The 15,897-nt window shown below is 64.6% G+C and carries 22 protein-coding genes and 1 tRNA gene; 9 read left to right on the forward strand and 14 right to left on the reverse strand.

Annotated features, from left to right (window positions below; genetic code table 11):
- Positions 1 to 162: 162 nt before the first annotated feature.
- Positions 163 to 333, forward strand: a complete 171-nt coding sequence (locus ACT4OC_RS25450; protein WP_444841803.1) for a hypothetical protein — start codon at positions 163 to 165, stop codon at positions 331 to 333.
- A 69-nt stretch (positions 334 to 402) separates the two neighbouring features.
- Here the strand turns inward: ACT4OC_RS25450 and ACT4OC_RS25455 are convergent, their stop codons facing one another.
- From ACT4OC_RS25455 to ACT4OC_RS25465, 3 genes are all read right to left on the reverse strand, one after another.
- Positions 403 to 702, reverse strand: a complete 300-nt coding sequence (locus ACT4OC_RS25455) for a hypothetical protein (RefSeq protein WP_444841804.1) — start codon at positions 700 to 702, stop codon at positions 403 to 405.
- A 271-nt stretch (positions 703 to 973) separates the two neighbouring features.
- Positions 974 to 1,159 (reverse strand): hypothetical protein, encoded by a 186-nt coding sequence (locus ACT4OC_RS25460; protein WP_444841805.1) that lies wholly within the window; start codon positions 1,157 to 1,159, stop codon positions 974 to 976.
- Between the two features lie 148 nt (positions 1,160 to 1,307).
- Positions 1,308 to 1,451, reverse strand: a complete 144-nt coding sequence (locus tag ACT4OC_RS25465; RefSeq protein WP_444841806.1) for a hypothetical protein — start codon at positions 1,449 to 1,451, stop codon at positions 1,308 to 1,310.
- 144 nt (positions 1,452 to 1,595) lie between these two features.
- On the opposite strand from ACT4OC_RS25465, the gene ACT4OC_RS25470 reads away from it, so the two are divergent.
- From ACT4OC_RS25470 to ACT4OC_RS25485, 4 genes are all read left to right on the forward strand, one after another.
- Positions 1,596 to 1,826, forward strand: a complete 231-nt coding sequence (locus ACT4OC_RS25470; protein WP_444841807.1) for a hypothetical protein — start codon at positions 1,596 to 1,598, stop codon at positions 1,824 to 1,826.
- A 584-nt stretch (positions 1,827 to 2,410) separates the two neighbouring features.
- The gene (locus ACT4OC_RS25475; RefSeq protein ID WP_444841808.1) at positions 2,411 to 2,692 is read left to right on the forward strand and encodes a hypothetical protein; all 282 of its coding nucleotides are present in this window, start codon (positions 2,411 to 2,413) and stop codon (positions 2,690 to 2,692) included.
- A 129-nt stretch (positions 2,693 to 2,821) separates the two neighbouring features.
- A complete protein-coding gene (locus ACT4OC_RS25480) occupies positions 2,822 to 3,274 on the forward strand; it encodes a VOC family protein (RefSeq protein WP_444841809.1) in 453 nt (150 codons plus the stop codon).
- 7 nt (positions 3,275 to 3,281) lie between these two features.
- Positions 3,282 to 3,917: a glutathione S-transferase family protein gene (locus ACT4OC_RS25485; RefSeq protein WP_444841810.1), complete on the forward strand. Its 636-nt coding sequence runs from the start codon at positions 3,282 to 3,284 to the stop codon at positions 3,915 to 3,917.
- Between the two features lie 86 nt (positions 3,918 to 4,003).
- Here ACT4OC_RS25485 and ACT4OC_RS25490 read toward each other — a convergent pair whose 3' ends face one another.
- Positions 4,004 to 4,276: a PilZ domain-containing protein gene (locus ACT4OC_RS25490; RefSeq protein ID WP_444841811.1), complete on the reverse strand. Its 273-nt coding sequence runs from the start codon at positions 4,274 to 4,276 to the stop codon at positions 4,004 to 4,006.
- 244 nt (positions 4,277 to 4,520) lie between these two features.
- Here ACT4OC_RS25490 and ACT4OC_RS25495 point away from each other — a divergent pair.
- The 3 genes from ACT4OC_RS25495 to ACT4OC_RS25505 all read left to right on the forward strand — a co-directional run bounded on the left by ACT4OC_RS25495 (position 4,521) and on the right by ACT4OC_RS25505 (position 6,512).
- Positions 4,521 to 4,595, forward strand: a tRNA-Glu gene (locus tag ACT4OC_RS25495).
- 278 nt (positions 4,596 to 4,873) lie between these two features.
- A complete protein-coding gene (locus tag ACT4OC_RS25500) occupies positions 4,874 to 6,034 on the forward strand; it encodes a serine hydrolase (RefSeq protein WP_444841812.1) in 1,161 nt (386 codons plus the stop codon).
- Between the two features lie 163 nt (positions 6,035 to 6,197).
- Complete coding sequence (locus tag ACT4OC_RS25505) at positions 6,198 to 6,512, forward strand: YMGG-like glycine zipper-containing protein (protein ID WP_444841813.1); 315 nt, start codon at positions 6,198 to 6,200, stop codon at positions 6,510 to 6,512.
- A 38-nt stretch (positions 6,513 to 6,550) separates the two neighbouring features.
- Here the strand turns inward: ACT4OC_RS25505 and ACT4OC_RS25510 are convergent, their stop codons facing one another.
- The 4 genes from ACT4OC_RS25510 to ACT4OC_RS25525 all read right to left on the reverse strand — a co-directional run bounded on the left by ACT4OC_RS25510 (position 6,551) and on the right by ACT4OC_RS25525 (position 9,521).
- Positions 6,551 to 7,531 carry an NAD(P)H-dependent flavin oxidoreductase gene (locus ACT4OC_RS25510; RefSeq protein ID WP_444841814.1) on the reverse strand — a complete coding sequence of 327 codons (981 nt, stop codon included), beginning with the start codon at positions 7,529 to 7,531 and terminating at the stop codon, positions 6,551 to 6,553.
- A gap of 245 nt (positions 7,532 to 7,776) precedes the next feature.
- The gene (locus ACT4OC_RS25515; protein WP_444841815.1) at positions 7,777 to 7,959 is read right to left on the reverse strand and encodes a hypothetical protein; all 183 of its coding nucleotides are present in this window, start codon (positions 7,957 to 7,959) and stop codon (positions 7,777 to 7,779) included.
- Positions 7,943 to 8,572: a 2-dehydro-3-deoxy-6-phosphogalactonate aldolase gene (locus ACT4OC_RS25520; protein WP_444841816.1), complete on the reverse strand. Its 630-nt coding sequence runs from the start codon at positions 8,570 to 8,572 to the stop codon at positions 7,943 to 7,945. The genes ACT4OC_RS25515 and ACT4OC_RS25520 overlap by 17 nt, the downstream gene beginning before the upstream one ends.
- A 1-nt stretch (position 8,573) precedes the next feature.
- Positions 8,574 to 9,521 (reverse strand): 2-dehydro-3-deoxygalactonokinase, encoded by a 948-nt coding sequence (locus ACT4OC_RS25525; RefSeq protein WP_444841817.1) that lies wholly within the window; start codon positions 9,519 to 9,521, stop codon positions 8,574 to 8,576.
- A gap of 502 nt (positions 9,522 to 10,023) precedes the next feature.
- Between ACT4OC_RS25525 and ACT4OC_RS25530 the strand changes: the two genes are divergently transcribed.
- A complete protein-coding gene (locus ACT4OC_RS25530) occupies positions 10,024 to 10,278 on the forward strand; it encodes a hypothetical protein (protein ID WP_444841818.1) in 255 nt (84 codons plus the stop codon).
- A gap of 257 nt (positions 10,279 to 10,535) precedes the next feature.
- Here the strand turns inward: ACT4OC_RS25530 and ACT4OC_RS25535 are convergent, their stop codons facing one another.
- The 6 genes from ACT4OC_RS25535 to ACT4OC_RS25560 form a co-directional block, all read right to left on the reverse strand.
- Positions 10,536 to 10,664: a hypothetical protein gene (locus ACT4OC_RS25535; protein ID WP_444841819.1), complete on the reverse strand. Its 129-nt coding sequence runs from the start codon at positions 10,662 to 10,664 to the stop codon at positions 10,536 to 10,538.
- A 131-nt stretch (positions 10,665 to 10,795) separates the two neighbouring features.
- Complete coding sequence (locus ACT4OC_RS25540) at positions 10,796 to 10,918, reverse strand: hypothetical protein (RefSeq protein ID WP_444841820.1); 123 nt, start codon at positions 10,916 to 10,918, stop codon at positions 10,796 to 10,798.
- A 16-nt stretch (positions 10,919 to 10,934) separates the two neighbouring features.
- Positions 10,935 to 11,945 (reverse strand): formate dehydrogenase subunit gamma, encoded by a 1,011-nt coding sequence (locus tag ACT4OC_RS25545; RefSeq protein WP_444841821.1) that lies wholly within the window; start codon positions 11,943 to 11,945, stop codon positions 10,935 to 10,937.
- A 135-nt stretch (positions 11,946 to 12,080) separates the two neighbouring features.
- On the reverse strand, positions 12,081 to 12,677 hold the full coding sequence (fdh3B, locus tag ACT4OC_RS25550) for a formate dehydrogenase FDH3 subunit beta (protein WP_444841822.1): 597 nt from the start codon (positions 12,675 to 12,677) through the stop codon (positions 12,081 to 12,083).
- 18 nt (positions 12,678 to 12,695) lie between these two features.
- A complete protein-coding gene (locus tag ACT4OC_RS25555) occupies positions 12,696 to 15,653 on the reverse strand; it encodes a formate dehydrogenase subunit alpha (protein ID WP_444841823.1) in 2,958 nt (985 codons plus the stop codon).
- Positions 15,654 to 15,664: 11 nt separating this feature from the next.
- Entirely contained in the window at positions 15,665 to 15,874 is a 210-nt protein-coding gene (locus ACT4OC_RS25560) for a twin-arginine translocation signal domain-containing protein (protein ID WP_444841824.1), read from the reverse strand.
- Between the last annotated feature and the right edge of the window lie 23 nt (positions 15,875 to 15,897).

A 15,897-nucleotide genomic window follows, 5' to 3' on the forward strand; every position in this document is an offset into this window, starting at 1 on the left:
TTATCCACGATGTTGCCCGGCATCGCAGCGATGCAAGACCAGAATCCTTTTCAGTGTGGCGGCGGTGTACCGCCATAATCCTGCAACCGTGCTTTCAAAATCGCGCCTTAATCGCGGCCGCCAATGATCATCGGGACGACTCAATAAAAAAAGGATGGGCGTATGAACGAGAAGAAACCGGACTGGCTGGCGCGCGAGCGCGAGGAGATCGCCGCGCGCGTTGCGAACTTCCGCGCCACGCAGAAGAAGTTCGAGAAGGAGCGCGAGGAATTTTACGCCGCGACGCTCTCGAACGCCTGGGACGGTTTCAACAAGCCCATCTTCTGGAACTGACGGCGAGCGGCGGCAAAAAGCCCGGAGCGGCGCTCCGGGCTCTTCTTGTTTCTCACCTGTCTTGATCGCCTACCAGTGGTGATAGTGGCGGTGGTGCCGATAGTAGTGCCGCCGCGGATAGTAGGCCGGTCCGCCGTAGTAGGCGTAACCTGGCGCGTAATAGCGCGGGCCATAGCTGTAGTAGCCGTACGGTTCATAGTAGGGATGGGCGCTCGCAGCGGCTGCGCCCGCGATCAAGGCGCCGGCGGCAAGGCCGAAGCCCAGACCTGGCCCGATATGCCTGAAATGCGCCTCGGCAGGCGCGGGCGCTGCCATGGCCGTCACGCCGACAACGGCGGCGGTCGCCAGGGTTGCCAGGGTCTTCTTCATGTTCCGTCTCCTCGCATGGTTCGCGGGACAACGTCGAGGCGCGCGGACCGGTTGCGCGGAACCCGTCCCGCAGTGGAACTTTCGCATTAAATATCGGCAACGTGCGCCTTGCTGCCTCTGTCGCGGGAACGAACCGCGCGCCGCGCCGTTAGTTGTTCAAGTGCGCGAGCCTCGAAAGGGGCAAACGCATGAAAGCCCCATCGGGGTCTCCGGATGCCGGTGGGGTTTTCTTTTGGCCTCGCGCGCGGATTGAGCGCCGCCCTTGCGCGGTTCAGTTGGCCTTCTGCGCCTCGCCTGCCGTGCGGACGAGCTTGTCGGCCTTGACCAGCACGCGGTCGTCCTCCCGCGGCACCCGAAGCGCGAAGCTGATCGCAACGAAGGCCGCGCAAAATAACAGTCCGATCGCCATCACCCGGCGATAGGTCCGTCTGTCCGCATTATGAAACGAAGGCACCATGGCAGCTCCGGCAGCCACACTTGGCTGCTCCGGCCACCACCCTGATCGCTGCGTGCCGGGCGTGCAACGCAATCCCGTCCTTAACCTAACCGGATAGGGTTATCCCTTCCGGGGTAATCCGGCGCTAGCCGTACGGACGATCGCACCGTCAGATCAGCCGAGAGACGAAGTCGACCGACCCTTTCAGCATGGCAACGGCAAGTCCCGCCGAGCACACCGCGGTGCCGAAATCGGCCAGTTCGAGCAACGCTTCGCGTTGCTCTTCGTCCAGCAACGCCACCAGTCTGCGCATGGTCGCCTCGCTCAGTCCTTGAGGAAGTGGGAACGCGCCAGGCAGGCCCCGGTTCCTCGGCTGACATCTTCGAGCGTTAACCCAATCTCTTTACAAGACGTAAACGCGTCCTAGGGAATTCTACGGGCAAGGAGGTGTCGTGCCATGCTCGTCTACCCCATACCGCACGCGGTGACGCAGGCCCGGGTCCAGCTCGTCGCCGACCAGACCGAGAAAGCCCCGTCGCACGTGATCCAGGCCGACGTGCTGAACGTCTTTACCGCCAAGAACGAGGCCTCGCGCCAAGCTCTGGAAGACTTCAAGTCAGCGCAGGCCGAGGAAAGCCGGGCCGCCGAAGCCCATGTGGCCGAATCCCATGTGGATGTGAAGGCCTGAGCCGGAGCTGGCTGTCCGGTCAGCGGATCAGCGGCCGGACCCGCGCGTCGCCTGCGTCGCGAGCGCCGGCTCTCGCGCGCTCTCGGTGCCGGATTGCTCCGGTCGGTCCGCCCGAGCTGACAAAACCGACTTTGCAAATTTGAGCGCGCCCCGCAGGGTAAGGTCGAGCACGACCTCGTGGTGCCGCAACCCCTTCCCGCCCTTCACCAGACCGAGGTCGCGTATCACGCAATAATGTCCGCTGCTCATCCGGGCGAGCCGCGTATTCTTGAACCGACGCATGGCGGGACAGCATGCACCGGCGCGTGACCGTGTCAAATCTTGACGCGCGGCGAATCAAGTTGGCCACAAATTTCGGCGATGCGGCGAGAATTCGGCAGAGCACCCCGCAGACGTTCTGCATCCGACTCCATTTCGTTCTAGAAGAACGAATCGGAATCGGAAAAATCGGCGCGGCGCAGACCTTAAGGAATCGTTGGCGCGAACATTTTCCCGGCGACGCAAGGCGAAACTCGTCGTCCTTCACGGTTGGGTAAGTCGCCGCCGCTAGACTCCGATGAGTTGTGTTGCGTTGGAGTATGCGTGTGATTGATTTTGACGAACTGCGCGGGCTCGCCGACGACGTCCGCACCTTCATCCAGATGTCCGAAGACCAGGCGCTCGCCTTGCGGGCCGTGATTGCCGGCCACGACGTGGTGCTCGGCATCTACCCTTCGGCCGAACAAGGGGTCGGCCTGCACGTCATCAAGGGCGACGAGCTGCTGCGCCAGATCGCCAACTCGAACGAGGTCGGCGAGTACACACATACTGCGATTGCGGTGCATAATCTGGAGCAGGCCGTGACGCTGAAGGCGCTGGTGGCGTAGGCACCTGCAGACAGGTGCGTGTGACCTGTTCAGGCATGTCGCGACAGTCATGCGGCCTCACCCCTGCCGCCGCGATTGATCTTCTGCTATTGAACGCTCCCCAACGAGAATCCACAGGGAGCCCCACCCATGCGTTACCTCCACACCATGCTGCGCGTGCGCAATCTCGATGCCGCGCTGAAATTCTACGCGGACGCGCTGGGGTTGAAGGAAGTGCGCCGGATCGACAACGACAAGGGCCGCTTTACGCTGGTGTTCCTCTGCGCCGAGCAGGATCTGGGCCTCCTCAAAAGCCTTCCGAACACGCGCGGGGCGCCGCTGGTCGAGCTCACCTACAACTGGGACGAGGAGAAATACGGCGAGGACCGCTATTTCGGCCACCTCGCCTATGAGGTCGACGACATCTACGCCACCTGCGACAAGCTCATGAAAATGGGCGTCACCATCAACCGCCCGCCGCGCGACGGCAACATGGCCTTCGTCCGCTCGCCCGACCTGCACTCGATCGAGCTGTTGCAGAAGGGCGACCCGAAACCGCCGGCCGAGCCCTGGGCCTCGATGCCGAACACCGGCCACTGGTGAGCGGCGCGTGGCCGGACAATTGACGATCTGGGGCCGGGCCAATTCGGTCAACGTGCAGAAGGTGCTGTGGTGCCTGGCCGAGCTCGAGATCCCCTACAGCCGCATCGACGCCGGCATGGCCTTCGGCAGGAACGACACGGCCGAGTATCTTGCGATGAATCCCACCGGCCGCATCCCGACGCTGGTCGACGGCGATTACGTGTTGTGGGAATCCAATTCCATCATGCGCTATCTCAACCTCGCCTATGGCAAGGGCTCGCCGATCTATCCGCAGGATGCGAAAGGCCGCGCTACGGTCGACCGCTGGCTGGACTGGACGCTGTCGACGCTGCAGCCGGTCGACCGTCCCGTGTTCTGGGGCCTCGTTCGCACGCCGCCGGAAAAGCGCGACATGGCCGCGCTTCAGAAGGATGCCGATGCGGAAGCCGAGGTGTGGCGCGTGGTGGAAGCGCAGCTTGCGACGCGCCGCTACATCGAGGGCGAGCAGTTCACCATCGCCGACATCGCGCTCGGCGCCTTCGCGCGGCGCTGGTTCGGCGTCGAAGGCGTGACGAAGCCGAAGCAGCCGAACATGGAGCGCTGGTTCGCGCTACTCGGCGAGCGGCCCGCGTTCGCAAAATGGATCGCGCCGCCGATGTCGTAGCGCTCGCTCTCTCCTTCGTCATCGCCGGGCTTGACCTGGCTTGACCTGGTCAAGCCCGGGCATGACGAGGAGAAAACCTTTGAAAGTCAGCGCACGAACTTCACGCCGACCGTCCGCCCGCGGCGCCAGACCACTTCGCAAGGCCGCCCGCCCCGCGCATCGCGCGTGAAGGCGAGCCGCAGCTTCGCCGGCAGCGTGTTGTTGTCCTCGATCGTCACCTTGGCGCCGGACGAAGAGATATCCTCCACCACGCAAGGGCGCGCGGCAAAGCCGCCCTCCAGCGTGATCCAGCCAGGCTGCCGCAGCGACTTGCGCGCCTCGCGCTTCTTCGCCCCCAGTTTGTTCAGTCCAAGCGCCATGTCCGTCACTTCCTTAAAACTCAAATCGATTTACGCCATGCCGCTTTAAAATCCGTTGCTGAAACCCCGCCCTTTTCCGTCCATCAGGAACATGGCCGGGCAAAGCGAATTTGGCCTTTGCTGCGACTTGCCCGCCCTCGCAAACGCCACTATACGTTCGCTCGCAACCGGCCGGGCCCTTTGCCCGACACGGCCGCAAACCGGGTTAAATCACGCGCACAAAGCCTTGATTTTCCTTACGTTTGCTCCCTTCGTCTATCGGTTAGGACGCCACCCTTTCACGGTGGAGAGAGCGGTTCGATTCCGCTAGGGAGCGCCAAAGCGCCTGTTGGCCCGGCGGCAACAAAAATCTCCCGTTTCGAAGTTCACCATCCGGTTTTGGCCACGTCCGAGCCCTGTCCTGAAGCGACGTTGGCGCTCTTCCGCCTTGCGACAGCGGACCAGATTCCTTCATCAAACAATCGTGCGCCGAGGGATCGATCCGGCAACATGACGCGTTTGCGCCATCGATGCACTTGCGTGCCATCCCCGCCGCAACCTACTCGTGCTGCTTTCCGACAGGCGCGGCGTCCGTCCCCTCTATCGCGAGCGATTATCATGAGCTGGCCAATCGTCGCCACGAGAACGGGCCTCGCTCTCCTCATCCTGATATTGGCCACGGTGCGCGCCGCGGCTGCGGACTCCGGGTCGGCTGCCATGGTTCGCGACATCGTCGCCGGCGAGATCGCGCCGGTGGCAACAGATCGCGATCCCGGCGGCGTCGCGCTTGCCGTCTATGCCGCAGGCCGCGTTCAATTCCTGAATTACGGCTCGGCCGATCGGGCGCAGGGCCGACCCGTCACACCGGACACCCTGTTCAACCTCGCCTCGCTGCGCAAGGTGATCGAGGCGACGCTGGTCGCGCTCGGAACGCTTCGCGGCGAATTGAGCCTCGACGATCCCGTCAGCAAATATGTCGGCGAACTGAACGGCGACTATATCCGCACGGTGACGATCGGCGAGCTCGCCACGCACACGTCGGGCCTGTTGCTGCCGAGCGATCATCCGCCATGGCCCGACACCGCCTATCCGCTGGCCGGGTTCTTCGACGCGGTCAACGCCTGGACGCCGGGCGCGGGCGAAGCGCCGGGCAAACAGCGTATCTACACCCACGCCGGCTACGTGTTGCTCCAGCTCGCGCTCGAGCGCCGCTACTCCCTTCCGATCGGCACGCTGATCGAGCAGCGTATCCTGAAGCCCCTCGGCATGACGTCGACCCTGATTCCGGAGCGCGGCCCCGGCAACCGCGCCGTCATTCCGGCGCAGATGATGCCACGGGTCGTCCAGGGCTATTCCGAGCACGGCCTGGCGATCGGCGTACCCGGCAACCAGCAGGGCTATTTCGATTTCCCCGGGACGGGACAGATGTATTCCTCGGCGCGCGATCTCGCCATCTTCGTGGCGGCCTGCCTCGACGGCGAGACGATCGATCCGCAATTGCGCGAGGCGTTGCGGATGACCCAGCGCGAGATGTTCCGCGTCAACGAGAAATTCGGCCAGGCCATGGCGTGGGAAAATATCGACGCCGACGGCGTGGCGATCGTGGACAAGCCGGGCGGGCTCAACAATGCGTCGGCGTATTTGGGCATGGTGCCCGCACGAAAGATGGCCGTCGTTCTGCTAGCCAACCGCGGCGAGTTCCCACATGAAATCCTCCGCAACCGCGTGCTGCCCTTGCTGGCGCGGCTGGATCCTGTTTGCGCCCACGATTGCAATTGAGGCCGTTCTGCTGGCTGGCGGGGCGTCCACCTCAATGGGGAACCGGCGCCCCACGCCGGAACTCTCGCGACAAACCGATACCGTCATGCGGGCGGAAATCCGCCAAAGTCAGCCTGCACTCAGCTTCCATGGGGGAGAATGACACCTGTAGAGATCGGCCTTCATGAGCATTCTGAAAACTGCCGCCGTTGGCATCCTCGCCATTAGCACCTGCCTTGCCGGCTGCGCGCAAACCCCGCAGGAACAGCGAACCGCCACGGGTGCGGTCCTGGGCGCCGCCGGCGGTGCGCTGGTCGGCCAAGCCGTGGGCGGGACCGCCGGAAGCACCCTCGTCGGTGCCGGTGCCGGTGCGCTGCTTGGCGCGGCCGTGGCCGACTCGACGAATCCGCGCGGGGCGCCAATGTGCCGGTATGGCGATCCCTACGGCAGGATCTACGTGGCCGAGTGCGACGAGCGCTACTACAGCGGGCGATACTGACGCGGCGCCGATTTCATTCGCATATCGCGAGCCCACGTCTAGGCGAGCGTTGCGCCTGCATGGCCTGCAAGGCGGCTGGCTGCGTCGGCCGCCATTCTCTCGACGATACGGGAAGCCGGCTCGATGGCGCTGATTAGTCCCGCTGCCTCGCCGAACCAGACGCTGGCATTATCGGGATCGCCTTCCGCGAACGCCTCCCTGTAACGCGGCCCTTCGACGGCCGCGTTCCGCTCCAGCAAGTCCTCGCGGCCGTGCCAGCGCTGCGTGAAGGCGTTGCGGCGAACCCTCGCCGTGAGACCGCGCGGCCATGGAATTTGGCGCGCAATATCGGCGACTGTCGTTCGGATCGTCTCGTCCCCGTTCGCTTCGACGATCGCCTCGTGATGCCGACGATGCACCAGCGCCTCCGCAGAAGCCCACAAGCGCGTTCCGACCAGTACACCCTCGGCCCCGAGCATCAGCGAGGCGGCGAGCCCTCTGCCATCCGCGATGCCGCCGGCGGCGACCAGCAAGGCGTTTGGCGAATGGGCAGCGATCAGGTCGGCCGCTTCCGGCACGAACGAAAGCCCGCCACGCAGAGCCCCGTGGCCGCCTGCCTCCGCGTTCTGGGCTACGATGATGTCTGCTCCGACGTCGATTGCATCCCACACGTGGTCGATGTTCTGGCATTGGCACATCACGAGGGCGCTGCCGTCGCGAATCTCGTCGACGAAAGGCCTGGGATCGCCAAAGGACAGCATCACCGCCGCAGGCTTGCGCTTGAGAACGTCCGTGAGCAGCGATGGAGATTTCCGTAGTGACCACGTGATGAACCCGACGCCAACGCGTTGTCCGGCGGCAATGGCAAACTGCTCGTCCAGCCACGTCGAATCCCCGTAACCGCCGCCGATCAGGCCCAACCCTCCCGCCGCACTGACGGCGGCCGCCAATGCGCCGCCCCCGGCGAACGCCATGGGCGCGGAAATGATGGGATGGGTAATGTTCAGCGTGCGGGTCAACCGGTTGGAGATGACAGGCATGGTTCGGTCCCTGGGCGCTCTGACCAAGCCATCGGTGCTACACCTGGACAAATGAATTGTCGTGATAAGACGGTTCTCGATACGAGAATGCTCGACCTCCAGCTGCGGCTGCACCTTGAAATCGGAGCGGCGCCTTCGGACTCCTCCGCGATCTCGCGCCGCAAGCGCCACCGGCGCGCCGCTCAGTCGTCCGATGTCAACTGCTCGCGCTCACGTCGAATGGCGCGCCGGTTTGCGCGCCAGGCTCAACCCTGATTGCGCGAGCGGCCGCCTCCGAAGAGATCGCCGCGTTCCGACATGCCGCCGGACAGGCTCCACCGCCCGACCAGCCCACCATGGCATTCCTGATCGGGATCGACGGCGTCATTGTTGTATCCGTCGGCCCCGAGCAGGCCTGATCGGAGCCGCGCTTCAGCCAGCAGCGTCATAGGCGAGGACCGAAGCCCGCGCCGTCTTGCGTACCTCGGCCGGCGTCATGCCGGGACGGTAGAGACTGCTGCCAAGTCCGAACGCCCGCACTCCCACCGCCCTGTAGTCGGAAAGATTCTTGTCCGACACGCCACCGACCGCGCCGACCACCGTGTCCCCGGGAAGAACGGCAAGCTGTGCGGCGATGCCCGACGGCCCCAGCACCGAGGCGGGAAAGAACTTCAGGGCCGAGGCTCCGCAGCGCAGCGCAAGGAAGGCTTCGGTGGGCGAGAAGACACCGGGCATGGCGACCATCCCCCGCGACCTCGCCATCGCCAGGACATCGGCGTCGACGTTCGGGCTGACCATCAGCCGGCCGCCTAGATCGGCAACGCGCGCGCAGTCGGCGGCGTCGAGCACGGTGCCTGCGCCAATGAAGCATTCGTTGCCGAAGCGCTTGCACAAGCGCTCGATCGAGGCGAACGGCTCCGGCGAATTCAGCGGCACCTCGATCAGCTCGAAGCCGCTGTCGATCAGCGCCTCGACGATCGCCTCCGCCTCGTCGGGGCGGATGCCGCGCAGAATTGCCACCAGCGAGCGCTTCACCTTGGGCCACCGGACCGGCTGCATCATGTCAGAACTGCCTTCCCCAGATATTGATGGCGGCCTTGGCAAGGCCCCGCCGCGAGGCGTCATCGGCATCGACGGCGTCGACAGCGAAACCGCACTCGCCTAGCGCGGTCTCGTAGAGTTGGCCAAGGCGGCCCGCCCGAAGCAATCGCAGCGATTTCGCCGGGCCGTACTGGCGCATTGCGTCGGATATCTCGGTGCCGATCAACAGGCCTGACAACCGCGCCGAACCGTCGGTGCGCTGCTGGAAGTCCAACAATTGCGCGGCACGCAGCCGGAAGAGCGATGCGGTCAGCCCGGTTGGCGCCGCCAGCGCCGTCGCCACGCCATCGCGGAACGGCTCGCTGTCCGCAGGGAGCCGGTCCGTCGTCTCGACGGCGTATGCGAGAATGCTGTGTTGGGACAGCACGGCGAAAAGTTCGCCGGTCATGTAGGTCGAGAACTCGACGACTTCGCCTGCCTCGATCCTGATCCATTTGCTGTGCGTGCCGGGGATGCAGACGAGGCCGGAAAAACCGGCTTCGGTCACGCCGAGCAGCTGCGTCTCCTCTCCGCGCATGACGTCGGGCCGGTCGGCGCGCGCCTGCGCGATGCCGGGCAGGATACGAATGTCGCCGTGCGAGCCAACCTGGATCGCACCTTCATGCAGGGCATCGAGGCGCGCCGGCGTCTTCAGGTAGGGCGCTTCCGACCATCCCTGCCGCGCGCCGGCCATGCCGCAAATCAGGACCGGTATGCCGGCGGGTGCGCGGAGCCTTGCCAGGTGATCGGCCAGCACGGGGGCAAAGCCCGTGTTCACACAGTGCAGCATGCCTTCGGCGCCGCGGCTCTCAGCCAGCGCCTCGCCGGCGGGGGACATCAGCCAGCCGCGAAAGCTGCTGGTGCCCCAGTCGACCGCGACGAAGGCTGCCGGCACGGCGCCGGAGGCAGGTGCGGCAATGGCCGCGCTCAAGAGCCAACCAGCCGGTAGATCGCGTTCGCAAGACCGAGAACGGCAATAACAGCCATGACGGCCGCCGAGCGACGCATTCCGATGCGAAACAGAACGAATGCCGTCACGGCTAGCGCTGCAACCGTGCCGAAGACCGTGACTGCTGTCTGTGTATTCACGCTCGTGAAATCCCGTTGATGCAGCGTCAGGGATATCTTCGTTCGGAACGGAGTTCAACGATTCCGGCTCACGCCGTTCCAGGGGTCGCCGCGGTTCGAGGTCTTCCACGCCCAAGAGAGGCTGACGCCCCTCGCCTGCAATGAAGGCCCGCCGGGCAGAAGCCGCATATAACTACTTAAGGGTGCGGCCACGATCTTCGCATATTTCGACCGCATGCTGACGATGCCTCTTGCGTCTTCGCTCTTTTTGAACGCCGCAAAGCTGATAGCATCGTCGCCGATCCCGTCCGGCTTCTGCCTGCGGCGGGAGGCTCCGTCTACCCCCGGGAATGGGAGGCCGCACGATGTCGAAGGGAATTACCGGCCACGACGAATGGGTCGTCACGGAATCGCTGGCGACCGCCCTGATCGCGCTGGAGCAGCTCGAGGCCAAGCACCAGCCGGTCAGGCACATGGACGATATCCGCAAGCTCCTGGTCGCCGGTTGCCAGCCGGGCACCGTCAACCTGCACCTGGCGCAGGCCAAGTGCCGGCTGTTTCCGGCTGCGGACCGCGCGAGCATCTATCGCGAGTATGGGCTGGAGGATACCGAGGTCTGACGTTCGTCGCCCAAATAGCCGAGCGATCGCACTCTGGGGTGAGGAATTGAAGGCGATGCCCGGCTATCTGGCCGCGCGGCGGTGCGGCCTTTTCATATAAGCAGCAAGGCTTTAAGGAATTATCCTCAATCGAAAGGCGAGATTCGGTATTTCTGCGGGGCGGGCCTCGCTCCCGCGCCTTGGCGGCCATTCGCCGTGCAAAGCACCCGAACCATCGGGATCGGACCCGCAGGAATCTCTCCCGAGAACGGCTGGAGCTAGATGCCCAGCACCCATACCGCCACGATGGTGCCGAGAACGGCCAGCCCGCTGATCGTCCAGCCTGTTGCATAAGCCGAACCGTCCGTCTCCGGCCGGTCCACCATTGAGTCATGCCAGTTGGTCATTGCGCGACCTCCGAGACCTTGCCTCTCGTCGGTAAGTCCCGGAACGAGGCAAAAGGTTCAACGGAAGAACGCCGGTGTCGCGCCGGCAGTTCCCGGCGCCTGACCGCTTGTGCTCCTCCTGGCGGCGGCGCCTATAGGCGGACGCCGGTCGTCGTGAAGGCCTGCTCGACCGGCTTCTGCATCCCGTTGAGCACGCCAACCGCAGCGACCGCGATAACGGCAGCCGCGACCAATGACAGAACGAAGGCTTTCATGGCGTTTACCCCTCACCTATTCCGCGGGCGCCGCCGCCGCGCTGCGCGCGTCCTTGCCGGCGGCCCGGGCGTTTTCCTGCTCCAGCCAGAGGCTGTGGTGCTCCTTCGCCCAATTGACGTCGACACTGCCGGTGCCCATGGCTTCAAAGGCGCCTTCCATGCCGATCGAGCCGATATAGATGTGCGCCAGCATTGCTGCGACGAACAGCACGGCCACGATCGAATGCACGACCTGGGCGAGCTGCATGCCTTCGATGCCGGACGTGTAGAAGGGGAACATCAGGAGGTAGCCGCTGACGGCCACGGCGCTGCCGCCGAGCACGACGATCCAGTAGATCATCTTCTGGCCGGCATTGAAGTGCTTGGCCGGCGGGTGGTCGTCGCCGACCAGGCCGCCGCCGCGCTTGACCCATTCGACGTCCGTTTTGTCCGGGATGTTGCCGCCGATCCACATCAGGAAGATCAGCACCACTCCGATCGTGAAGGGGAAGCTCAGATAGTTGTGGGCGTATTTCGCCAACTGCGACCAGTCGGAGAACGCCTCGAGCCCCATCAACGGAATCAGCAGCGGCCGACCGAAGGTGATGTTGAGCCCGGAGATCGCGAGAACGATGAAGCAGGCCGCGGTCATCCAGTGCACCGCGCGCTCGAAGGCGTTGAAGCGCACGATGGTGCGACCCGACCTGCCGCCCTCGATTTTGACCATGCCGCGGGTGAGATAGAAAATGACGAGAGCCGCGAGCATGCCGAGGATGACGATGCCGCCGATCCAGCGCAGCGTCACCTCATGGAAATTGCGCCAGTCGCGCCCGGCCGGCTGCTCCAGCACGCCGGAGCGGGCGTCGGGAATGGTGACCCGGCCCTGGATGCGGTTCAGCTCCTGCAGGAGCTGCTGCTCCTTCACCGAACTCGCGGTCGGATTGACCGAGCTCGGCTGCTGCGCCTGCACGGGAGCTGCGAGCCCAACGAGAAGCAATAAGGCCACGGCGCCAAACGCCAGGCGGAAAAATCGTCCAAGATATGCCATCACCCTGCTCCATTCCACAGGCGCCGTTCCGTTACGCCGGAACGGCGTTAGCTCATCGTTACGACGCGAGAGCATGATCAGGAAAAGTGTGAAGCGGTTTTCCGAAAAGATCATGCTCCAGGAAGAGTTGCCGTCTCAGGTGTCGATGCCTTCCCGATATGCCGTCTTCCAGCCCCAGGCGCCGGAGCCGTAGCCGCGCTTGGTCACCCGCTCCTTGTATATCTGGGCGATGATCTCGCCGTCGCCGGCGAGCAGCGACTTGGTCGAGCACATTTCCGCGCAGAGCGGTAGCTTGCCTTCGGCCAGGCGGTTGGCGCCGTACTTCTCGTACTCCGCCTTGCTGCCGTCAGCTTCCGGGCCGCCGGCGCAGAAGGTGCACTTGTCCATCTTGCCGCGCGAGCCGAAGTTGCCGACCTTCGGATATTGCGGCGCACCGAACGGACAGGCGTAGAAGCAGTAGCCGCAGCCGATGCAGAGGTCCTTGGAGTGCAGCACCACGGCGTCCGCCGTGGTGTAGAAGCAGTTCACCGGACATACCGCCGCGCAGGGCGCGTCGGTGCAGTGCATGCAGGCCATCGAGACCGAGCGCTCGCCGGGCTTGCCGTCGTTGATGGTGACGACGCGGCGGCGGTTGATGCCCCAAGGCACCTCGTGCTCGTTCTTGCAGGCGGTGACGCAGGCGTTGCATTCGATGCAACGGTCGGCGTCGCAGAGGAATTTCATACGGGCCATAGTCGTTGCTCCTTATGCCTAAGCCGCGCGGACCTGACAGAGGGTCGCGTTGGGTTCTTGCATGCCGGTCACCGGATCGAAACCGTACGTGGTGAGCGTGTTCACGCTCTCACCCAATACGATCGGATCGGTGCCCTTCGGATAGTTGCCGCGCTGATCTTCGCCCTGGAACCAGCCGGCGAAGTGGAACGGGCACCAGGTCACGCCCTTGCCGACACGCTCGGTGACGAGCGCCTTCATGCGCGCCTTCGAATTGTGCTCGGCGCCCGTGACCCAGACCCAGGCACCGTCCTTGACGCCGCGCTCGGCCGCGTCTGCCGGATTGATCTCGATGAACATGTCCTGCTGAAGCTCGGCGAGCCACTTGTTGGATCGGGTCAACTCGCCGCCGCCTTCGAACTCGACGAGGCGGCCCGAGGTAAGGACCAGCGGGAAGTTCTTGGCGATGCCCTTGTCGACCGCAGCCTTCTGCACGTCGAAGCCGATGTTGGGAACGCGGAACTGGACCGCATTCGGCAACGTCGGATATTTGGCGACGAGCTCGGGCTTCGGCGTGTAGATCGGCTCGCGGTGCGTCGGGATCGCGTCCGGCAAGCCGAACGCATTCGCGCGCGCCTTGCCGTTACCGTAGGGGACGCAGCCGTGCTCGATCGCGACGCGCTGGATGCCGCCCGACAGGTCGATCGCCCAGGACACCGCATCCGGGTTGGCCGAGTTGACCTTCTGGATGACCGCCAGCTCCGCCTCGGTCAGATCCTTGTCCCAGCCGAGCTTCTTGAGAACGCCGAGCGTAAACTCGGGATAGCCGTCCTTGATCTCGGAATCCTTGGAGTAATAGCCGTTGCCGAGCAGGCTGACCTTGCGCTTGGTGCCGTCAGGCAGCGTCTCCTCGCGCTCCACGCCGAAGCGGGCGCGGAAGGTGCCGCCGCCTTCCTTAATCGACAGGTTGGCGTTGTAGAGCAGTGGTGTGCCGGGATGCTTGAACTCCGGCTTGCCCCAGCATGGCCATGGGAGGCCGTAATAGTCACCCTTGTTCGGCCCGGTTGTGGCCCTCTGGGTGAGCATGTCGAAGTCTTTCTGGTTCGCCATGTGCGACTTCAGCCGCTCCGGCGACTGGCCGCAGTAGCCGGTGGACCAGCCGCCGCGATTGATCTCGCGGAGGATGTCTTCCGGCGACGGCGCGTCTTTCTCGACCTTGATGTTCTTGAACATCAGGTCGGCGAAGCCGAGCTTCGTGGCGAGGCGGTACATGACCTCGAGGTCATCCTTCGCCTCGAAGACCGGCTTGACGATCTGCTCGCCCCATTGGATCGCGCGGTTGGACGCCGTGCGCGAGCCGCTGCACTCATAGGCAGTCGCAATAGGCAGCAGATAGGTGTTGTTCTTGCGCGCCGGCGCCAGCGCCGCCCAGGTGGTCGGGTGTGGGTCCGCCACCACCAGCAGATCGAGGGCTTCGATGCCCTTTTGCGCCTGCGGCATGCGCGTCACGGTGTTGCCGCCGTGACCGAACACCATCATCGCCTTGATGTTGTCCTTCTGCCGCACGTCCTTCTTGTCGAGGAGCGTCGCGTCGAACCAGCGGGTCGACGGGATGCCGGGCGTGTTCATCGTGCTGGTGACCTTGCCGTCCGGCGCCGTGTTCTTGTCGAAGCGGTCGACGAACCACTCGTAGGGCACCTCCCAGACGCGCGACCAGTGCCGCCACGCGCCTTCGACGAGGCCGTAGTAGAGCGGCAGCGTCACGATATCGACGCCAAGGTCGGTCGCGCCCTGCACGTTGTCGTGGCCGCGGAAGATGTTCGCGCCCATGCCGGGGCCGCCGACGTTGCCGGTGGCGAGCAGCAGGATGCAGCTTGCACGCACGTTGGCGGTGCCGACGGTGTGCTGGGTCTGGCCCATCGCCCAGATCAGGCAGGACGGCTTCTCCGTCGCGAACATCTTGGCGACGCGTTCGAGTTGGGCGCCCGGCACGCCGGAAATGCGCTCGACTTCCTCAGGCGTGTATTTCGCGACCTCCTTGCGGATATCGTCCATGCCGTACACGCGCTGCTCGATAAACTGCTTGTCCTCCCAGCCATTCTTGAAGATGTGCCAGAGCATTCCGTAGATAACAGGAATGTCCGTGCCGGGGCGGATGCGCACATATTCGGTAGCGTGCGCCGCCGTGCGGGTCATGCGCGGGTCGGCAACGATGAAGTTCGCCCGGTTCACCTCCTTGCCTTCGAGCAGGTGCTGCAGCGACACCGGATGCGCCTCGGCGGGATTGCCGCCCAGGAACAGCAACGTCTTGGTATTGCGGATGTCGGTGTAGCTGTTCGTCATCGCGCCGTAGCCCCACGTGTTGGCCACGCCGGCGACGGTGGTCGAATGACAGATACGGGCCTGGTGATCGCAGGAGTTGGTGCCCCAGAACGCGGCAAACTTGCGATAAAGATACGCGGCTTCGTTGGTGAACTCGGCGGAACCGAGCCAATAGACCGAGTCCGCGCCGGACTTGCCGCGGATCGTCATCAGCTTGTCGCCGATTTCGTTAATCGCGACCTCCCAGGAAACGCGCGTCCATTGCCCGTCCACGAGCTTCATCGGGTAGCGCATGCGCCGGTCGCTATGCACGATCTGGCGCGTCGCCGCGCCCTTGGCGCAGTGCGAGCCGCGGCTGATCGGGCTGTCCCAGCCCGGCTCCTGGCCGACCCAGACGCCGTCGACGACCTCGGCCATCACGGTGCAGCCCACCGAGCAGTGGGTGCAGATGTTCTTGCGGATGGTGGCGCCTGACGTCATCGATCCCGCTGCCTCGGCGTTGCGGACGGTCGCGAGCGGCAGCGCGCCGATCGCGGCAAGGCCGCCGGCGGCGAGGCCCGAGTTGCGGAGGAAGCTGCGGCGGTCGAGGCCTGCGGCCTGTCCGGCCAGCGATTCAGCGACTGAGCCGCGCGAAGCGGATTCGGAACGCGCGCGATGTGTTTTCTTGATCAGCACGGCGACCTCCCTCAGCCCGGATAGCGGTTGACGCGGTAAAACGTCTTGATGTGATCGGTTTCCTTGTAGCGCGCCTTGCGCTTCTCATCGTTCGTTTCGGTATCGGCACGCGCGGGGCCGGTTAGCGGCGCCGCCACCGCAGCACCAGCGCCGACTGCGCCGACGCCGATCTTGCGAAGGAAGTCGCGCCTGCCGACTGTCGTTTTCTTTTCGTCCTTCATCGCATCTCTCCCGGACCAGTAAG

It is taken from the genome of Bradyrhizobium sp. (genome assembly GCF_052389815.1).
GTDB lineage: Bacteria > Pseudomonadota > Alphaproteobacteria > Rhizobiales > Xanthobacteraceae > Bradyrhizobium.